This is a genomic window from Catenulispora sp. GP43 (assembly GCF_041260665.1).
In the GTDB taxonomy this organism is placed as follows: domain Bacteria; phylum Actinomycetota; class Actinomycetes; order Streptomycetales; family Catenulisporaceae; genus Catenulispora.
Genome location: NZ_JBGCCT010000035.1, coordinates 65359 through 84468 on the forward strand (window position 1 = coordinate 65359; position 19110 = coordinate 84468).

A 19110-nucleotide genomic window follows, 5' to 3' on the forward strand; every position below is an offset into this window, starting at 1 on the left:
GGGCCGCAATCCGGCCGGGGCCGAGCGGGGCGGACCCGGGGGGGTGAATCGTGGCCGAACCGTGATCTCAAATGAGGTTTTCCGAACATCCTCACGACTGGGAAGATCCTCCTCTCGTCCGTTCTCGGGTTCAGGGGTACACGTTGCCAGGGGTTGGTTCTCCGGGCGCCGGTCGCAGACGTGCGACGATCGCGGCGTTCTCAGTCGGATGGGTGTTGATCGCGGGCGGGACCGCCGGAGCCGTGGTGGCCGTGGGGCGGGGCCACTCGTCGGACGCTTCCGGGAAGTCGGCGACGTCGCAGGCCGCTGCGATGGCGACTTCGAGTTCTGATTCGGCTTCGGGCGGTAGCGGTGCCGGTGCCTCGCCGAGTCCCACGCTGAGCTCGTCCTCGTCCTCGATGTCGGCGCCGGCCGCGCCGCCGTCCAGCCCGACGCCGTCCTCGACGGTGACCGGGAAGGTCTCCAACGGCGTGCACAGTGGCGACCTGCGCTTCTTCCTACTGCCGGTACCATCCGACGGCTCGGCGATCGGCTCGCCGGACGGCGACGCGCTGACCGCCGCCGCCGTGGCGGCGTTCTACTCGAACAGCTCCGACGCCCTGAAGGCCTTGCAGCAGTTGGACTTCAAGGGCGGCGCGAGCCGCAGCTACCAGACAGGGGACGCGAAGTACCACGTCAACGTGCGACTGCTGCACTTCGGCACGGCGGACATGGCCCGCGCCTGGGCCGCCGGCGACAAGCCGATGGCGGGCTGGAAGGCGTTCGGCATCCCGGGCTACCCGGACGAGAAGGCGTACGACATCCCGCTCGACGCCTCGCTGGGCGAGGCCCGGCTGCGCGCCGTCGGCTTCCGGGGCGACGTGTTCTTCGAGATCGACGTCTTCGGACAGCCGCCGGTGGACCACGCGGTGCTGATCGACCGGGTGCGCAAGCAGATCGCCCGGCTGGACTCGGGGAGTTGAGGGACGTGAAGCGACAGACCGGTTTGCTGTTCTCCTCGGCGGTCGTGCTCGGGTTGGTCGGCGGCGCCGTCGGCGGCTTCCTGATCCAGCAGGCGCGCCCGGCCACGCCACTGCCGCCGGTCCAGCAGACGCTGGCGGCCGCGACGGTGCCCGTGGCAGCGGACCCGAGCGACCCGAATACCGACGACGGCGCGAAGCTCAACGGCGACCTGCGCGCGGTCCTGGTGACGAAGCCGGCGGGAGCGAAGGACGCCGAGGACTTCACGGTCCGGGACTGGTTCACCATCGCGGACCTGGCCGAGTACTACCAGAACCCGTCCGACGCACTGGAGCGGCTGAACGGGCTCGACTTCCGGCGCGCCGTGCGCACCGGCTGGACGACGGCGGACGGGGCCGACGTCGAGGTCGACCTGGTGCAGTTCCGGACCAGCGACGAGGCGTCGTCGTACTGCACGATGACGCATTTCCCGCTGGACACGAGCGAACCCGCCTTTCCGGAGTCGGCGGACTCGGCCGTGGGCCGCCCCGGGCGCAAGGGCGCCGACGGGAAGTACACGGCTTACGGGCTGGTGCGGCACGGGAATGTGGTGGAGCAGGTGTTCGTGAGCCGGGCGCAGAGCATGCCGACGACGAACGACATCGTGGCCGTGACGAGGGACCAGGCGGATCTACTGTGAGCGAGCTGCTTCCGGAGCCTGATGTCGCCGACGCTTCCGCTTCGCGGCGCCGTGGCTTGTTCGTCGCCGGGTGGCTGGTGTCGGCGCTGGCCGTCGGGACCGGTGCCGGGTTCGGGGTCCTGGCCGCGATCGGGCCGGCCAAGGCCAAGGACGCTGCGACGGCGAGCGTCCCTGTCGCGCCGCCGACGACGCCGAGTCCGAGCGTGACCTCGGGCGTGCGGCCGGACGGGACGCACTACGGCAGCGTCAAGGACTTCCTGCTCCCGATCCCCGACGGCTACAAGCCCGGACCGGACGAAGGCGGCCTGGGCAACGACGCCGCGATCCCGCCGGACCAGGCCGACCCGACGGTGGCGCTGCTGTTCGGCACGCTGCCGCCGTCCGACATGACCAACGCACAGGGCGCGATCACCAACGGCCACATGAACGACGGCGCCGTGCGCACCTACCAGAACGAGGCCGGGACCCTGGACGTGGCGGTGACCGTGCTCCGCCTGGACCCGGCCCAGTCGGCGGAGAGCACCGGCCAGTTCGAGCGCGTGGTGAAGCAGTCGCGCGCCTTCCGCACCGGACCGCAGGTGCCGGGCCACCCGGACGCCCTGTGCGTACTGCCGGTGACGCACGTCGGCGACCCGCTGGACAGCATGACGTGCCTGGCGACGGTCGGCGACACCCTCGCCATCGTGAACGCCGTGGGCACGGTGCCGCTGGACACGAACGCCGTGACCGAGCTGTTCGGACGGCAGCTGGACACGCTGAAGGGCGGGCTGGGAACGTGAGCGCGCAGGATGATGTCCTGGCGGCCTTCGGAGAGCCGCCGCGGAAGACGAAGACTCAGACGCGGAATGAGGCGGACGGGGGGATTCAGGCAGGCGATGCGGCGGACGGCGATGCGGCGCGGGACGATGCGGCGCGGGACGATGCGGCGCGGGACGATGAGTCGGGCGGCGATGCGGCAGCCAGCGATGCGGCAGCGGTCGGCGATGCGGCAGCCAGCGATGCGGCAGCGGTCGGCGATGCGGCAGCCAGCGATGCGGCAGCGGTCGGCGATGTCGAGGTGGCGTTCGAGGAGCAGGTTGGTGGCGATGGCGGCCCGGCGGAGGTCGGCGCGAGCAAGCAAGTGGCGGAGGCGGCAGAGGACGGCACCTCAGCCCAGGCGGCGGCGAGCGAGCAGGCGGCGGAGTCCGGTCATGCTGGCACAGCAGCCGAAGCAGGCGAAGCAGCCGAAAGCGAGCCGGTCACAGAAACCCGCCATGCCGGCCCGGCACCCGAAGCAGCGGCAGGCGAACAACTGGCAGAGGCCAGCGATGCCGGCGCCTCAGCCCAGACAGCGGTTAGTGAGCCGGGCAATGCCGGCACCGTAGCCGAAGCAGGCGAAAGCGAGCAGGCGGCAGGCGAGCAGGCGGCAGAGCCCAGCGCCCCCGCCATTCCCGCCCAGCCCTACCTCGACCCCGCCGCCTTCTTCGCCCAGCTGCAGGCCGAGGCCGCGCCGACCCCGCAGCGCCGCTGGCCGCGCCTCGCCCTGCGCTACGGCTCGGCGCTCGTCGTGGCCGGTGCGTTGGGTGTGGGGACCGCCTATGCCGTCACGCTCCCGCGGCGTACCGATGTGCCCTTCCTCGCCACGCCGAGCGATGGCCGCTACAGCTTCCCCGGGGTGGTCCATCCCGTACCGCCGGCTGGGGAGGCGGCACCGGGGGCTGACAGCAATCAGACGCAGGCTCACTATGGCGATCTGCGTCAGTACCTTGTGCCTGCTCCGGTTGGGGCGGTGCCCAAGGAGAGTGGTTGGGAGAGTGTCGCGGACTTCGAGAATTCGTTGTCCGGGAACGATGTTTCCGCCCATCTCTACGATGCGGGGGTGCGGCGGGTCGCGTGGCGCGGGTGGGTCGCGGTTGATGGGCAGCACACGGTTGTCGAGCTGGTGCAGTTCCCCGATCATGAGGCTGCGTTCTCGGTGGCCAGTTTGCTGGACGGCGCGTCGTTGGCGAAGGCGAGTGGGCCCGAGAGTGTGGTGCCGCTGCTGACGCTGCCGTCGTTCGGCGTTGCCACGTCGACTGCCGCATTGCACAAGTTCGACCAGGTGAGCGGGTTGCCGGGGCAGGTGGAGCGGCGGGTCGTGTTCCAGAGCGGGGATGTGGTCGCGGTCGTCACGAGTACCGCGCCGCGCAAGGTTCCGGATACGCCGACCGAGCAGGTCGCGTTGTTGGAAGCCGCGATGCTGCGCTGAGCGGAGTGCTCGGGCAGACGAAAGCGGGGACGTCCCCACTTAGGTGGGAGCGTCCCCGCTTTCGCCGTCTTGGAACCGTGCTCAGCTGGAGAGCCGCTCCAGCAGCAGCTCGCGCACGCGGGCGGCGTCCGCCTGGCCGCGGGTGGCCTTCATGACGGCGCCGATCAGCTGGCCGGCCGGGCCCTGGTTGCCGCCGCGGACCTTCTCGGCGGCGTCGGGGAACTTCGCGATGGCCTCGTCGATCGCGGTGAGCAGGGCCCCGTCGTCGCTGACGACCGCCAGGCCGCGCTTGGCCACGACCTCCTCCGGGGAGCCCTCGCCGGCCAGGACGCCCTCGATCACCTGGCGGGCCAGCTTGTCGTTGAGCGTGCCGGCGGCGGTCAGCTTGACCACCTCGGCGACCTGCGCCGGGGTGATCGGCAGGGCGGCCAGGTCGGTGCCGTCCTCGTTGGCGCGGCGGGCCAGCTCGCCCATCCACCACTTGCGGGCCTGGTCCGCCGCGGCGCCCAGGGACACCGTCTCGACGATCAGGTCCACCGCGCCGGCGTTCAGGATCGACTGCATGTCGTGGTCGCCGACGCCCCACTCGGCCTGCAGGCGGTGGCGGCGGACGCCGGGGAGTTCCGGCAGCGTGCCGCGCAGTTCGTCGACCCAGGCGCGGGCCGGGGCCACCGGGACCAGGTCCGGCTCGGGGAAGTAGCGGTAGTCCTCCGCCTCCTCCTTCACCCGGCCCGGGGAGGTGGTGCCGTCGTTCTCGTGGAAGTGGCGGGTCTCCTGGATCACCGTGTCGCCGGCGTTCAGGACGGCGGCGTGGCGGCGGATCTCGAAGTTCACCGCGCGCTCGACCGAGCGCAGGGAGTTGACGTTCTTGGTCTCCGAGCGGGTGCCGAACTTCTCGCGGCCGATCGGGCGCAGCGAGACGTTGGCGTCGCAGCGCATCTGGCCCAGCTCCATGCGGGCCTCGGAGACGCCGAGCGCCTTGATGAGCTCGCGCAGTTCGGCGACGTACGCCTTCGCCACTTCCGGGGCGTGCTCGCCGGTGCCGGTGATCGGCTTGGTGACGATCTCGATCAGCGGGATGCCGGCCCGGTTGTAGTCGACCAGCGAGTAGTCCGCGCCGTGGATGCGGCCGGTGGCGCCGCCCACGTGGGTCGACTTGCCGGTGTCCTCCTCCATGTGCGCGCGCTCGATCTCGATGCGCCAGGTCTTGCCCGCGGCCTCGACGTCCAGGTAGCCGCTGAACGCGATCGGCTCGTCGTACTGCGACGTCTGGAAGTTCTTCGGCATGTCCGGGTAGAAGTAGTTCTTCCGGGCGAAGCGGCACCACTCGGCGATCTCGCAGTTCAGCGCCAGGCCGATGCGGATGGCCGACTCGATCGCCTTGGCGTTGACCACCGGCAGCGAGCCGGGCAGGCCCAGGCACGTCGGGCAGGTCTGGGTGTTCGGGTCGGCGCCGAAGCCGGTCGGGCAGCCGCAGAACATCTTGGTCGCGGTGCCGAGCTCGACGTGCACCTCCAGACCCATGACCGGGTCGTAGGCGGCGAGCGCGTCCTCGTAGGAAGGCAGGTTCACAGTGCTCGTGCTCATATCAGGATTCCGCCTTTCCGGCGCCGGAGGACTTGCGGGCGCGCAGGACCTTGAGCACGCCCACGGTCAGCGCCGCCACCGACACCGTGACGTCGGCGAGCGCGAGCTTGTCGCCCTTGGCGCGCGCGTCCTTGAAACGGCGCGCCAGGACCGGGGCCAGCGTCACGGAGCTGCCGATGGCGAACAGGGTGCCGAGATTGCCGCGCGGCTTGACGCCGTTCTTTTCCTTCTTGCTCACAGCGCCGGCACCTCCTCGATCAGCGGACGGCCCCACTTGGTGTTCATCGCGGCCTCGACCGCGGCGCCGACCCGGTAGAGCCGGTCGTCGGCCATCGCCGGGGCGATGATCTGCAGGCCGACCGGCAGGCCGTCCTCGGGGGCCAGGCCCACCGGGACCGACATGCCGGCGTTGCCGGCCAGGTTGGTGGGGATGGTGCACAGGTCGGCCAGGTACATCGCCATCGGGTCGTCGGCGCGCTCGCCGATCTTGAAGGCGGTGGTCGGGGTGGTCGGGGAGACCAGCACGTCCACGTCGGCGAAGGCGCGGTCGAAGTCGCGCATGATCAGCGTGCGGACCTGCTGCGCCGAGCCGTAGTAGGCGTCGTAGTAGCCGGAGGACAGCGCGTAGGTGCCGAGCATGATCCGGCGCTTCACCTCGGGGCCGAAGCCGGCCTCGCGGGTCAGGGCCATGACTTCCTCGACGCCGTTCACGCCGTCGTCGCCGATCCGCAGGCCGTAGCGCATGGCGTCGAAGCGCGCCAGGTTCGAGGAGCACTCCGACGGCGCGATCAGGTAGTACGCCGGCAGCGCGTAGTCGAAGGACGGGCAGTCCACCTCGACGACCGTGGCACCGAGGTCGCGCAGCGTCTGCACGGCCTCGTGGAAGCGCGTCCGCACGCCCTCCTGGTAGCCCTCGCTCCGGTCGAACTGCTTCACCACGCCGATGCGCATGCCCTCGACGTTCGCCAGCCGCGCCGCGCCCACGACGTCGGGCACCGGCAGGTCGATGGACGTGGAGTCCAGCGGGTCGTGGCCGGCGATGGCGGCGTGGAGCAGCGCGGCGTCCAGCACGGTGCGCGCGCAGGGACCGCCCTGGTCCAGCGAGGAGGAGAAGGCGACCAGGCCGTAGCGGGACACCCCGCCGTAGGTCGGCTTCACCCCGACCGTGCCGGTGACCGAGGCCGGCTGGCGGATCGAGCCGCCGGTGTCGGTCCCGATCGCCAGCGGCGCCTCGAAGGCGGCCAGCGAGGCCGAGGAGCCGCCGCCGGAACCGCCGGGGATGCGGGTCAGGTCCCACGGGTTGTGGGTCGGGCCGTAGGCGGAGTTCTCGGTGGAGGAGCCCATCGCGAACTCGTCCATGTTGGTCTTGCCGAGGATGACGACGCCGGCCTCGCGCAGCCGCCGGGTCACCGTGGCGTCGTACGGCGGGATCCAGCCCTGCAGGATCTTGGAGCCGCAGGTGGTCGGCACGCCCTTGGTGGTGAAGACGTCCTTCAGCGCCAGCGGCACGCCGGCCAGCGGGCCGAGCTCCTCGCCGCGCGCCCGCTTGGCGTCCACCTCGGCGGCCTGGGCCAGCGCGCCCTCGGTGTCGACGTGCAGGAAGGCGTGCACCTTCTCGTCGACCTTCGCGATGCGGTCCAGGTGCGCCTGGGTGACCTCGGTGGAGGTGAGGTCGCCGTTCTTGATGGCCCCGGCGAGCGCGGCGGCCGTGCTCCGGGTCAAGTCTGTATTCGACCCAAAATCTCCGTCGAACGCCATCTCAGTCCTCCCCCAGAATGCGCGGCACGCGGAAACGCTGGTCCTGCGCGGCCGGCGCGGCCCTCAGGACGTCCGCCGGGTCCAGGCAGGGGCGCTCGACATCCGGCCGGGTGACGTTGACCAGCGGCAGGGCGTGCGAGGTCGGCGGGATCTCCTGGCCCTGGCCGAGCTGCTGCACGGCCTCGCTCACGCGAGCCACCGAACCGAGGATGACGTCGAGCTGCTCGGCGTAGTGCGCGAGCTCGTCGTCGGACAGGTCGAGCCGTGACAGCCGCGCCAGGTGGGCGACCTCTTCACGGGTGATAGCGGGCATATGCGCGGATCCCTACGGTGTGGACTCTGCCTGAATCGTTGACAGCGGTATCGGACAACCGTAGCCATCCTAGTCCGGGGGCGTCAGGTGACTTTCCGTCACGGCCGCGGGACGGCGCGGCGCACCGCGCTCGCCCCGCGCTCGCCCCGCGCCCACACCGATCTCACACCGATCTCACACCGATCTCACCCCAGGACGACAGCCGTTCCGGAGACCGAGATGCCGCCGTCCCCGGCCGGGATGCCGACCGTCAGCAGGCTCGGCCGGCCCATGTCCACGCCCTGATGCAGGGTCACCGTCGCGGGCGCCGACACCAGCCCCAGCTCCCGCAGGTACCCGCCGAACGCCGCGGCGGCCGCGCCGGTCGCCGCGTCCTCGAAGACGCCGCCGACCGGGAAGGGGTTGCGGACCTGGAAGACGTCGGGAGACTCCCGCCAGACCAGATCGATGGTGGTCCAGTCGTGCTTCAGCATCAGCTCGCGAAGCGCGTCCATGTCGTAGTCCAGCTCGGCCAGGCGGGCCCGGCTCGGGGTGGCCAGGATCGGATGCCACGCGCCGCCGAACGCGATGCGCGGCGGCAGCGCCTCGTGCAGGTCGCTCGCGGTCCAGCCGAGGATCCCCAGCAGTTCGGCCAGCAACGGCCCGTGCAGTTCCACACTCTTGGGCTGGACGGAGACCAGGGTGGCGGTGAGCGTGCCGTCGGCCGCGGCGGCGGTGCGGACCGGGACGACACCGACCCGGGTGTTCAGGATCAGGTCGCCGACGCCGTGCCGCTCGGCATAGGCGACGGCGGTCGCGATGGTCGCGTGGCCACAGAACGGCACCTCGGCCAGCGGGCTGAAGTAGCGCACGTCCATGACCCGCTCCTGCTCGGTCGGCAGCAGGAAGGCGGTCTCGGAGTAGCCGACCTCGGCGGCCGCGGCGAGCATCGCGGCGTCGTCCATGCCGCGCGCGTCGAGGACAACGCCGGCCGGGTTGCCGCCGGCGGGGTCGGAGCTGAAGGCGGTGTAACGAAGGATCTCCACGCGCTTACGCTAACCGCCTGGCGCGGCCCGACGGGAGATCCACTCGCGCCACAGTGGCCTCAAACATTCAGTCCTCGGCGGTCCCGGTGCCGTAATCCACCGCGAGTTCGATGGCGATGACGGCGCTGTGCGCGGGATAGGCCGCGGCTACCTGAGCCGGGCTGTACGGCTGCCAAGCCTGGTAGTAGAGGCCCGAGGACGGGAACCTGACCGAGCTGTCGTGAGCGTTCTGCCCGCCGTCGAGCTCCGGCAGTTCCGGAGCCAGGGTCACCTCGATCGTGGCGTTCGTCGCCACGGCCAGTCCGGCGGCCGGCGGGAAATCCGGGGTGATCGGCACGATGTACGGCATCTTGGCGTACTTCGGTTCCACAGCCGACGCCGCGATTTGCGACAAGGTCTGACCCCGCCGGTTTGGCCCCGACGGCGTCTGTGGGCTTCAGCTGAGCGCCGCACGAGTCGGACACCGCGGTCCCCAAGTACGCGGCCCAGGGCAGCGCCGCACGCACCTGCGCGATCCGGGCGTCCACCTGCACGCTGACCGCGTGGTCGGCGGCCTGGGCGGTCGCGGAACGCGCCGCCTTCGCGGCGTCGGGCTGCGGCCCGGGGTCCATCCCGTGGAAGTACCAGAGAAGCAGGCCCACGACACCGGCGGCGAACACCACGATCGCCAGCGCGACACCGATCAGTATTCTCCGCAGTCAAACCATCGAGCCCCCGTGAACCCTGGTGGAATCCCCCCTCCATAAGGTCACACGCGACGGGAGCCGCTCAGGTTGCCACGCCTACGCCGAAAGTTGGTCCGAAGCCGATCCGGGCCCGGTCGACGTCGGCGCCGCCGAGGTCACCCGCTTCGCCAGCAGGGCGCAGATCTCGGCCGCGGGCAGCGCCTTGGAGACCAGCCAGCCCTGCGCCTCGTCGCAGCCGTAGCCCTCCAGCGTGGACCAGGTGCCGGGGTCCTCGACGCCCTCGGCGACCACCCGCAGGCCCAGCGAGTGCGCCAGGTCTATGGTCGAGCGGACGATGGCGGCGTCGTCGGCGTCGAAGCCGATGCCGCCGACGAAGGAGCGGTCGATCTTGATCTCGTCGAAGGGCAGCCGGCGCAGGGTCAGCAGCGAGGCGTAGCCGGTGCCGAAGTCGTCCAGGGACAGCCGGACGCCGAGCTTGGACAGGCCGATCAGGGCCGCGCGCACGCTCTGCGCGTCGCCGACCAGGACCCGCTCGGCGACCTCCAGGCGCAGCGCCTCGGGGCGGACCCGGTGCTGCGCGAGCTTGCGGGCGACCATCTCCACGAAGTAGGGGTTCTCGATGTCGCGCAGGGAGACGTTCACGGCGATCGGGACGCCGTAGCCGTTGCGCCACCACAGGGCCGCCTGCCGCAGCGAGACGTCGAGGATGTACTCGGTCAGCCGGGCCATCAGGCCGCTGGACTCGGCCAGCTTCACGAACGTCTCCGGCGGTATCGCGCCGCGGACCTCGTGCCGCCAGCGGGCCAGCGCCTCCACGCCGACCACGCGCTCGCCCTTGAACGAGGCCTGCGGCTGGTAGTGCACCTCGATGCGGCCGGCGTCCAGGGCCTCGCGCAGATCGGACAGCAGGCCCAGCCGGTCCGGGCTGTTGCGGTCCTTGGCCGGGTCGTAGCGGACCCAGCCCATCTTGGCGCGCTTGGCCTCGTACATCGCCACGTCCGCGTGCCGCAGCAGGACGTCGTAGTGCCGGGCGTCGTCCGGGTGCAGCGCGATGCCCAGGGAGGCCTCGACGTCGAGCTTGAAGCCGTGCAGCCGGTAGGGGACGGCGACCGCGTCCAGCAGGCGCTGCGCCAGCTGCTGCGCGGCCTCGACGTCCGGCAGGCCCGGCAGCAGGACCGCGAACTCGTCGCCGCCGAGCCGGGCGACCATGTCCTCCACGCGCACCGCGGCCGACAGCCGCGCGGCCACCTCGCGGATCAGCTCGTCGCCGGCGGCGTGCCCCAGGGTGTCGTTGACCTCCTTGAACCGGTCCAGGTCCAGCAGGAACAGCCCGATCTTGCCGGGCGGGACGGACACCGCGGCCGGGGCGCGGCCGGTGGAGTACAGGGAGGAGGGCCCCGCCTCGCCGGAGACCGGGGCGGTGCCGAGCATGATCTCGGCCTGGCGCCGCAGGGCCTTGCGGTTGGGCAGCGCGGTCAGCGGGTCGTGCAGCGACTGCCACTCGCTCTCGTCGAAGGCCAGCGCGCTGCGGTAGAAGACGATCAGCACCGGTATGAACAGCACGATGAGGTAGGGCTCGTGCCGCATCACCACGGTGATCAGCGGGGCCAGCACCACCGAGGCGCCGACCACCTGGAGTTCGACCCGCCATTCGCGGCACGCTATGACGGACAGGCGCACGCCGGTCCACAGCGCCACGGCCTGCCAGACGAAGAACAGGTTCACCACGAAGTACGCCACCCCGGCCAGCAAGATCGCGGCCATCGAGGTCACGTTCGGCGCCCAGGGACGGCCCGGCGTGGGGACGATCCCGAAGAACCGCAGCACCAGGCAGGCCGCGCCCAGCGAGAGGGTGAACTGCGAGACGTTGAACAGGATCCGCCACCAGGTCCGGCGGCCGGCCGCGCCGCCCACCAGGGAGGCCGCGGCCTGCACCATCGCCGCCAGCGGCCAGCCCGCGAGCATCAGCAGCGCGATGGTGAACACCGTGGTGGTGGCCGCCTCGCGGTTCGTGTGCTGCAGCCGCATCAGCGGCCGCAGCTCCCCGAGGAAGACCAGGCAGACGGTCATCAGCAGCGCGGGCATGGCCTGCGTGGTCGGTCCGGACCCGTGCCAGTTCAGGATCAACAAGGCGGCCAGGATGGTGATCCCGGCGGCGCTGACGGAGGCGACGAAGGCGTACAGACGTCCCGGATCGGCCTTCGGGCCGTAGTCCGGCTCGAATGGTCGGTGCATGGAGCGGGCCTCCTGTACCGGTTCTTTACCTGCAGACGTCAGCGTCGGTGCGCGCGTCAGGCAAACGTGCTGACGCGGCCATATTGCCGTATCAGAACGTCGCCGACCAGAGACGGACCGTAAAGGTTTCGCCTTGGTCTTGACGCCGGGCCGGGCGTCGGTGTCAGGCCCCTGCTTCCGCCACTGTATCGGCAGCGGCCTGCGGACCGTCCGCCAACAGCACCTTGAATCCCTCCTCGTCCAGCACCTTCACCCCGAGAGTCAACGCCTTGTCGTACTTGCTCCCCGGATTGTCGCCGACCACCACGAACGAGGTCTTCTTCGACACCGAACCGCTCACCTTCGCACCCCGGCTGGTGAGTTCCTCGGCGGCACCATCCCGGGTGAATCCGGCCAATGTGCCCGTTACGACCACGCTCAATCCCTCAAGAGGCCTCGGTCCCTCGGGCTGGGACTCCACAACAGGCACCACGCCGGCGGCCTGCCACTTGCGGATGATCTCGCGGTGCCAGTCCACCGCGAACCACTCCACGATCGCGGTGGCGATGGTCGGGCCGATGCCCTCGGCGGCCTTGAGCTCGTCCTCGGTGGCGTTCGCGAGCGCGTCGAAGGACGGGAACTCGCGGGCCAGCACCCGGGCCGCGGTCGGGCCGACGTGCCGGATCGACAGCGAGACCAGGAAGCGCCACAGCGGCCGGTCGGTCTTGACCAGCTCCAGCTGCTGCAGCAGCAACTCGGTGGTGGCGGTCGGCGCGCTGGGCTTCTTGGGCGTGCCCTTGGTGTAGAAGTACGGCACCAGCTCCATCTCGCCGGGCTTGGCGTCCGCGCCGCGCTTGGCCTGGAGCATCTTCAGCTCGGCGAGGTCCTCGATCCTCAGGCTCAGCAGGTCGCCCTCGTCGTGCACCGGCGCGGTCCCGCCGGCCGGCTGGGTCAGCGCCACCGCCGACTCGTAGCCCAGCGCCTCGATGTCCAGGGCGTTGCGGCTGCCCATGAAATCGATGCGCTCGCGGATCTGCCCGAGGCAGTTCTCGGAGTTCGGGCAGCGCAGGTCGATGTCCCCCTCTTTCTGCGGGGCCAGCTTCGTCCCGCAGTCCGGGCAGTTCTCCGGCATCACGAAGTCGCGCTCGGAGCCGTCGCGCAGGTCCTGCACCGCGCCGACGATCTCCGGGATCACGTCGCCGGCCTTGCGCAGGATCACCGTGTCGCCGATCTTCAGGCCCTTCTTCACCACGATCTCCTGGTTGTGGAGCGTGGCGTTCTGGACCGTGGAGCCGGCGACGGTGACCGGCTCCATCACCGCGTACGGCGTCACCCGGCCGGTCCGGCCGACCTGGACCCGGATGTCCAGCAGCTTGGTGGTGACCTCCTCCGGCGGGTACTTGAAGGCGATGGCCCAGCGCGGGGCCCGGGAGGTGCTGCCCAGCCGGCCCTGGATGGCCAGCTCGTCGACCTTCACCACCACGCCGTCGATCTCGTGCTCGACGTCGTGCCGGTGCTTGTTGTAGTAGTCGATGTACTTCTCGACGTCCTTCAGGCTCTTGACGACCTTGACCCGGTCCGAGGTCGGCAGGCCCCAGGCGCGCAGCGCGTCGTAGGAGTGCGACTGCGAGGTCGGCGTGAAGCCCTTGCGGGCGCCGATGCCGTGCACCACCATCGACAGCGGCCGCTGCGCGGTCACCCGCGGGTCCTTCTGGCGCAGCGAGCCGGCCGCGGCGTTGCGCGGGTTGGCGTAGGAGCGGCCGGTCTCGGCCAGGATCTTCTCGTTCCACTCGTCGAACGCCTTGACCGCGAAGTAGACCTCGCCGCGCACCTCGACCAGTTCCGGGACGGGGAACTCCGCCGTCCCGGTCAGGGTCTTGGGGATGGTCTGGATGGTCTTGGCGTTCGGCGTGATGTCCTCGCCGGTGCGGCCGTCGCCGCGGGTCAGGGCCCGGGTCAGCTTGCCGTTCTCGTAGAGCAGGTTGATCGCCAGGCCGTCGACCTTCAGCTCGCACAGAAGGTCCGGCAACGAGCCGAGGTCCTTCTCGACGCGGTCGGCCCAGGTCTTCAGCTCCTCGGCGGTGAAGGCGTTGTCCAGCGAGAGCATCCGCTCCAGGTGCGGGACCGAGGTGAACTCGGTCTCGTAGGCGCCGGCGACCTTCTGGGTCGGCGAGTCCGGGGTGCGCAGCTCCGGGTTGGCGTCCTCGATCGCCTCCAGCTGCCGCAGCTTCACGTCGAACTCGGCGTCGCTCATGGTCGGCGCGTCGAGGACGTAGTACCGGTAGCGCGCGTCCTCGATCTCCTCGGCCAGGGCCGCGTGCTGCTGCGCCGGGGTGGCGGCGGCGGTCTCATCCATGGCGGACAACAGTCACCTCACTGGTCGGGGGGCTTTTCGACAGGACGAATCTATCGCCCGGCACTGACAGTCCCGCAGTTCAGGAGGCTTTGTCCGCCAACGCGTCGGCCGTGCGGTGCGCGAGGATCAGCGCCTGGCGGGCCCATGGCGGGGTGGCCCCGGCCAGTCCGCAGGTCGGGGTGATCGTCACGGCCTCGGCCAGCTGCGCGGGCGAGAACCCGAGCCGGGTCAGGGAAAGCACCTTGTCCAGCAGCTGGTTGACGCCGGGCGCGCGGGCCGGGTCGGTGGCCGGCACCACGCCGAGCATCAGGCCGGTGCCGGCCTCGATCGCCTCGCCGAGCTGTTCGTCGTGCGCCGTCTGGACGTCGATGCCGGTCGCGTCGAAGGAGATGAAGTCGGCGCCGGCCTTGCGCAGCAGGTCGACGGGGACGCCGGGGGCGCAGCAGTGCACGGCGGTCTCGGCGCCGGCGTCGTGCACGGCCTGAAACACGCCGGCGAGCAACTCGCGGGCCACCGGCTCCTCGACCGCGCGCAGCCGGCCGAAGCCGCTGGCGGTGGGCACGGTGCCGTTCAGGACGCCCGGCAGCGCCGGCTCGTCGAGCTGCACCATCAGCGCGCCGGCCTGCGGGGCGCGCTTCTTCAGCTCCGCGATGTGCAGCTTCAGGCCCTCGGTCAGCGACTCGGCGAGGTCGCGCACGGCGCCGAGGTCGGCCAGCATCCGGTCGCCGTGCCGCAGTTCCAGGGTCGAGGCCAGCGTCCAGGGGCCAACGGCCTGCACCTTCAGGGTCTGGGTGAACTCCTGCGCCTGTTCCTCCAGGAAGTCCAGATCCTGGCGCAGGAAGGAGTCGGCGCGCCGGGCGTCGCGCCCGGGCCGCTCGGTCAGCCGCCAGCCGCTCGGCTGCACCTCGGCGTAGAGCTCGACCAACAGCGCGGTGCCGCGGCCGATCATGTCCGCGCCGACGCCGCGTGCGGGGAGTTCGGGCAGGTGCGGCAGGTCCGGAAGTTCGTCGAAGACCAGGCGGTGGGCCGCGCCGGAGTCGGTGCCGGGCAGGGAGCCGATGCCGGTGGCGCGTGGGGGTCGGTGCATGGGACGAGCGTAGCCAAGGTGAAGCCGCGTCCGGCCGGTACCGGCTCCGGCGGCCGCCGGAGCCGGTACGACCCCGTGCCGGGGGCGCGCCCCGGTGGCGCACGCCGCCGACATCACCCGGCGGGGTGACGAATGCGCGAGCCGAGAGCCCAGGTCGCCGCTATTGTGACCAGCACCAGCCCTGTTCAAAACCCGCTCGCCGCCGGCGACCCGTCTTGACCTCCTGGAGCCCGTCCGTGTCGACCGTGTTCTTCGCCGCGAGCCCCGCCGAACTGCGGGTGGTGGCGGCCGCGGCGGCCCACGCCGACACCTCGGCCGTGCTGGCCGCCCTGGACACCGTGCCCGCCGGCGACCTGGACCCGGCCCAGCTGATCGACCTGGATCTGCTGGTGACCGGCAACGACCCGGCGGAGGTGCGCGAGGCGGTGCTCACGCCCGCGCATGAGGGCCCTGACGACGCCGGCGGCACCGTGCTGCTGCCGGTGCGCCGGGCCCTGGGCTCCCGGCTGGCGCATCTGAGCGACCACGACGTGGACGCCCTGGCCGAACGCTGGGCCGCCGCCGACGGGGCCGCCGACGGCGGCTGGGACGCCTACCGCTGCGGGCAGCTGATCCGGTCGCTGTCGCTGCTGGCACTGCTGGCCGGGGCCGATCAGCGGGAATTGTTCGTCCGCTTCGACAGCTGAGAGGGCGTCCGGGTTCCGCTCACGCCGCCAGCGGCTCGCGCAACTGCCCGAGCGCCTCGGAATAGCGCCGCAGTTCCTCCAGCAGGGCCCGCACGCCGCGCGCCCCGCGCTCCCCCGGCGTCAGCCGGCCGTCGGCGTCCAGGGCCTCCCGCAGCGGCAGCGCCACGACGTCGGGCAGCGGCGTCATCCCCAACGCCACGGCGACCGGCGTGATCATCTCGACGGCCCGCAGGCCCGCCGAGGACATGCCGTAGCTGACGAACCCGACCGGTTTGCCGGCCCATTCCGCGTACAACGAGTCCAGCGCGTTCTTCAACGGCGCGGTGATCCCTCGGTTGTACTCCGCGGCGAGGATCAGGAAGGCGTCGGCCGCCTCGACCGTCCCGCTCCACCGGCGGGTGTGCTCGTGGATGTACGCGCCCTCAGACGGATGATCGGGTTCGTCCAGGAACGGCAGGCCGATCTCCGCCAGATCGGCGAGCGCGACCTCGAACCCGCCGTGCTCGCGGGCCAGGTCGAGCACCCAGTCGGCGACGGCGGTCCCGACCCGTCCCGGACGGGTCGTGCTGGTGATGACGAGCAGGCGGGGCATGGTGTCCTCCCGGTGAGTCCAGGTCGAAGCGGGCGATGAAGAACTGCGCGAGCGGGCCGATGGCGGCGGCGAACAGCATTGTCCCGACGCCGACGGTCCCGCCGAGCAGCCAGCCGACGGCCAGGACGACGAGTTCGATGCCGGTGCGGGTCCGGCGCAGCGAGGCGCCGGTGCGGGCGGCGATACCGGTCATCAGGCCGTCGCGGGGCCCGGGGCCCAGGCCGGCGCCGACGTAGAGACCGGTGGCGGCGCCGTTCAGGACGACGCCGCCGAGCAGGAGCGCCGCGCGCGGGGCGAGGGCGTGGACCGGCGGCAGCAGCCCCAGGGTGGCGTCCGCGGCCAGGCCGACGACCACGACGTTGCTCGCGGTGCCGAACCCGGGGCGCTGCCGCAGCGGGATCCAGGCCAGCAGCACCAGCGCGCCGACGATGATCACGATGCGCCCCAGCGGCAGGCCGGTGTGCCGGGCCAGGCCCTGGTGCAGCACGTCCCAGGAGGCCAGGCCCAGGTCCGAGGCCGCCATCAGCGCGGTGCTGGCACCGAACAGCACCAGCCCGGCGAACAGCTGGGCCAACCGGCGCATGGTTTTCGGTGACATGTCAACAAGTCTGCGCCGGAGATCTGTGACATGTCAACAACAGCGCTAGACTGGACCCGTGACCGCGACCGAGCCCCGCTGGCTGGACGACGCCGAGATGCGCGCCTGGCTGGCCTACCGCCGCATGCGCCTGCTGCTCAGCGCCGAGATCAACCGCGACCTGGCGAAGGAGGCGGGCCTGTCGGAAGCCGACTACGACGTCCTGTCGAACCTGACCGCCTCCGACGACCGCCGGCGCCTGAGCGAGCTCGCCGCGCGCATGCAGTGGTCGAAGAGCCGGCTGTCGCACCACATCACGCGCATGGAACAGCGCGGCCTGGTGCGCCGCGAGGAGGTGGACGGCGACGCCCGCGGCTCGCTCGTGGTGCTCACCCCGCAGGGCCGCCGCACCATCGAGCAGGCCGCGCCGGGCCACGTGGCCTCGGTGCGCCGGCACCTGCTCGACCGGCTGAGCGCCGAGCAGATCAGGGTGCTGGGAGAGATCGGCGAGGAGGTGCTGGGCCCGCTGGAGGCGGACGGCGCCGCGGACGAGTGATGCCCCGGGCCGAAGCGGCCCGGGGCATCAGCAGGTGTCGCGTGCTCAGCTCAGGCCGGCGGCCTTCATCATCGCGGCGATGGCCGGGCCGGCCGCGCTGTTGCCGAACCCGCCGTTCAGGACCAGCGCGCTGACCGCGATGTCGTTCTTCGGGTCCATGGCGATCATCCAGGAGTCGGTCGGGTCGGTGGCGTTCGGCTCGGCCGACCCGGTCTTGGCGCCCAGCGTCGGCGAGATGCCGGCCAGCGAGGTCGCGGTGCCGTCGGTGATGACGCCGCGCATCATCGTCTGCAGGTTCTGGTCCACGTTCGCCGGCAGCGGCTGAGCCTTGGCCGGGGCCTGGAAGCCGGGGATCAGGATCGGCTGGTGGAACTGGCCGGTGGCCACCGTCGCGGCGATCGAGGCCATGGTCAGCGGGCACATCGTGATCATGCCCTGGCCGAAGGCCGAGGCGGCGAGCAGGCTGTGGGTGTCGGCGGGCGGCACCTGCAGGTTGCCGCCGGTGCAGTAGGTGGCCGAGCCGACGCCCATGTCCCAGGGCTGGTTCAGCCCGTAGTAGTCGTGGACGGTCTTGGACAGGCTGTCCATCGGCAGGTTGTGCCCGATCGTCGCGTTCACGAATGAGGTGTTGCAGGACTTCTCGTAGGCGGTGAGCAGGGTCGCCCCGGTGAAGCCGTCCTTCAGGCCCTCGTCGTTGTGGTAGGTCTCGGTGCCCACCTTGGCCGTCGCCGTGCAGTCGGCCGTGTCGGACAGCTGCATGCCGCCGAGCATCAGCGCGGTGGCGGTGACCGTCTTGAACGTCGAGCCCGGCGCCCGGGTGGCCGTGTAGGCCATCTTCACGTTGTTCTTGTTGTTCGTGGCGATGGCCAGGATCTCGCCGGTGGACGGCTTGATCACCACCATGCCGGAGTTCGGGTACGCCGCGAGCGCGTTCTCCGCCGCGGTCTGGATCTTCGAGTCGATCGTCGAGGCCAGCTGCAGCCCGCTGGTCGCGTTCGGCGCGCCGAGCTGGATCGTGTTCGATCCGGGGATCTGGTTGCCGGTGTTGTTGTCGACGAACTGGATCTGCAGCGAGGCCTGCGTCCCGTTCTGCGGCTTGGCGATCGCCAGCTTGGTGATGATGCCGGCGATGCTCGGGTGGGCCGTCCCGGACAGCGGCGCGCCGCCGCGGTCGGCGACCGGCACCGAGGGCGGCACCGCCTTCAGGTTCGAGGCCGCGCTCAGCTGCGGGTTGATCATCGAGGAGGCGAAGTGCACCAGCGCCGGGCCGTTCCCGGTCGGCGGCAGCACCGACATCGTGGAGTTGTAGGACCACGTCAGGCCGTCGTCGAAGGTGTCGGTGACGCTGAAGCCGTAGTGGACCGCGTTGGCCAGCGGGTTCGGGGTGGCCGGGCTGCTCGGGGCGCCCGGGGTCGCCGAGCCGGAGGCCGAGGTGGAACCGGCGCTGCTCGGCGCGTTCTGCTGCGAACCCAGCTTGAGCACGATGGACTTGGGAGCCAGGGACTCCATCACGGACTTCAGCCGGGGCCCGGCCTTGTCCGGCAGGTCCGTCATGGACCCGGCCTTCGTGTAGTCGCCGGACTGCCACGCCGCCAGGAACGCGGCCGCGACCGTGTCGGTCGGGCTGGCGCCTTCGGAGGTGGCCGCCGAGGTACCGTTCGCCGCCGGCTTGGCCTTGGAGCCGCCGGAGCACCCCGCGGTGACCACGGCGAGCGAGGTGGCAACCGCGGCTATCGCCAGGAGCGTGCGTCGTGAACCCATCGGGGTCCCTCCCCATAACTGTCGGATCGGGTTTTCAACCTACGAC

Annotated in this window: 18 protein-coding genes and 1 pseudogene; 6 read left to right on the top strand and 13 right to left on the bottom strand. The window is 71.3% G+C overall.

Going from position 1 to position 19110, the window contains the following annotated elements; genetic code table 11:
* Positions 1 to 130: 130 nt before the first annotated feature.
* Entirely contained in the window at positions 131 to 466 is a 336-nt protein-coding gene (locus tag ABH926_RS44585; RefSeq protein ID WP_370372944.1) for a hypothetical protein, read from the bottom strand.
* A gap of 4 nt (positions 467 to 470) precedes the next feature.
* On the opposite strand from ABH926_RS44585, the gene ABH926_RS44590 reads away from it, so the two are divergent.
* From ABH926_RS44590 to ABH926_RS44605, 4 genes are read left to right on the top strand one after another with little or no spacing between them, the layout of a single operon-like run.
* Entirely contained in the window at positions 471 to 962 is a 492-nt protein-coding gene (locus tag ABH926_RS44590) for a hypothetical protein (protein ID WP_370372946.1), read from the top strand.
* Between the two features lie 5 nt (positions 963 to 967).
* Positions 968 to 1639: a hypothetical protein gene (locus ABH926_RS44595; protein WP_370372948.1), complete on the top strand. Its 672-nt coding sequence runs from the start codon at positions 968 to 970 to the stop codon at positions 1637 to 1639.
* Entirely contained in the window at positions 1636 to 2418 is a 783-nt protein-coding gene (locus tag ABH926_RS44600; protein ID WP_370372950.1) for a hypothetical protein, read from the top strand. The genes ABH926_RS44595 and ABH926_RS44600 overlap by 4 nt, the downstream gene beginning before the upstream one ends.
* A complete protein-coding gene (locus ABH926_RS44605; protein WP_370372952.1) occupies positions 2415 to 3866 on the top strand; it encodes a hypothetical protein in 1452 nt (483 codons plus the stop codon). Before ABH926_RS44600 ends, ABH926_RS44605 begins: the two co-directional genes overlap by 4 nt.
* 81 nt (positions 3867 to 3947) lie before the next feature.
* Here the strand turns inward: ABH926_RS44605 and gatB are convergent, their stop codons facing one another.
* From gatB to ABH926_RS44650, 9 genes are all read right to left on the bottom strand, one after another.
* Complete coding sequence (gene gatB, locus ABH926_RS44610; RefSeq protein WP_370372954.1) at positions 3948 to 5453, bottom strand: Asp-tRNA(Asn)/Glu-tRNA(Gln) amidotransferase subunit GatB; 1506 nt, start codon at positions 5451 to 5453, stop codon at positions 3948 to 3950.
* A 1-nt stretch (position 5454) separates the two neighbouring features.
* Positions 5455 to 5691 (bottom strand): hypothetical protein, encoded by a 237-nt coding sequence (locus tag ABH926_RS44615; RefSeq protein ID WP_370372956.1) that lies wholly within the window; start codon positions 5689 to 5691, stop codon positions 5455 to 5457.
* The gene (gene gatA / locus ABH926_RS44620; RefSeq protein ID WP_370372958.1) at positions 5688 to 7211 is read right to left on the bottom strand and encodes an Asp-tRNA(Asn)/Glu-tRNA(Gln) amidotransferase subunit GatA; all 1524 of its coding nucleotides are present in this window, start codon (positions 7209 to 7211) and stop codon (positions 5688 to 5690) included. Before gatA ends, ABH926_RS44615 begins: the two co-directional genes overlap by 4 nt.
* A gap of 1 nt (position 7212) precedes the next feature.
* Entirely contained in the window at positions 7213 to 7524 is a 312-nt protein-coding gene (gatC, locus tag ABH926_RS44625) for an Asp-tRNA(Asn)/Glu-tRNA(Gln) amidotransferase subunit GatC (RefSeq protein ID WP_370372960.1), read from the bottom strand.
* A 185-nt stretch (positions 7525 to 7709) separates the two neighbouring features.
* Positions 7710 to 8549 (bottom strand): PhzF family phenazine biosynthesis protein, encoded by an 840-nt coding sequence (locus ABH926_RS44630; RefSeq protein WP_370372962.1) that lies wholly within the window; start codon positions 8547 to 8549, stop codon positions 7710 to 7712.
* Between the two features lie 67 nt (positions 8550 to 8616).
* Entirely contained in the window at positions 8617 to 8919 is a 303-nt protein-coding gene (locus ABH926_RS44635; protein WP_370372964.1) for a hypothetical protein, read from the bottom strand.
* A gap of 412 nt (positions 8920 to 9331) precedes the next feature.
* Positions 9332 to 11470: a putative bifunctional diguanylate cyclase/phosphodiesterase gene (locus ABH926_RS44640; protein WP_370372966.1), complete on the bottom strand. Its 2139-nt coding sequence runs from the start codon at positions 11468 to 11470 to the stop codon at positions 9332 to 9334.
* Positions 11471 to 11633: 163 nt separating this feature from the next.
* A complete protein-coding gene (ligA, locus tag ABH926_RS44645; RefSeq protein ID WP_370372968.1) occupies positions 11634 to 13805 on the bottom strand; it encodes an NAD-dependent DNA ligase LigA in 2172 nt (723 codons plus the stop codon).
* A 79-nt stretch (positions 13806 to 13884) separates the two neighbouring features.
* Positions 13885 to 14892 (bottom strand): methionine synthase, encoded by a 1008-nt coding sequence (locus tag ABH926_RS44650; protein ID WP_370372970.1) that lies wholly within the window; start codon positions 14890 to 14892, stop codon positions 13885 to 13887.
* 236 nt (positions 14893 to 15128) lie between these two features.
* Here ABH926_RS44650 and ABH926_RS44655 point away from each other — a divergent pair, with 236 nt between their 5' ends.
* Positions 15129 to 15578 (top strand): hypothetical protein, encoded by a 450-nt coding sequence (locus ABH926_RS44655; protein ID WP_370372972.1) that lies wholly within the window; start codon positions 15129 to 15131, stop codon positions 15576 to 15578.
* A 19-nt stretch (positions 15579 to 15597) separates the two neighbouring features.
* Here the strand turns inward: ABH926_RS44655 and ABH926_RS44660 are convergent.
* Positions 15598 to 16104, bottom strand: a pseudogene (locus ABH926_RS44660) (NADPH-dependent FMN reductase); the annotation flags it as partial.
* Complete coding sequence (locus ABH926_RS44665; RefSeq protein ID WP_370372974.1) at positions 16001 to 16768, bottom strand: YitT family protein; 768 nt, start codon at positions 16766 to 16768, stop codon at positions 16001 to 16003. The pseudogene ABH926_RS44660 and the gene ABH926_RS44665, both read right to left, overlap by 104 nt.
* Before the next feature lie 58 nt (positions 16769 to 16826).
* Here ABH926_RS44665 and ABH926_RS44670 point away from each other — a divergent pair, with 58 nt between their 5' ends.
* Positions 16827 to 17303: a MarR family winged helix-turn-helix transcriptional regulator gene (locus tag ABH926_RS44670; RefSeq protein ID WP_370372976.1), complete on the top strand. Its 477-nt coding sequence runs from the start codon at positions 16827 to 16829 to the stop codon at positions 17301 to 17303.
* 45 nt (positions 17304 to 17348) lie between these two features.
* On the opposite strand, the gene ABH926_RS44675 is transcribed toward ABH926_RS44670, so the two are convergent.
* Positions 17349 to 19064, bottom strand: coding sequence for a penicillin-binding transpeptidase domain-containing protein (locus ABH926_RS44675; RefSeq protein ID WP_370372978.1), 1716 nt, complete (start codon positions 19062 to 19064; stop codon positions 17349 to 17351).
* Positions 19065 to 19110: the final 46 nt, after the last annotated feature.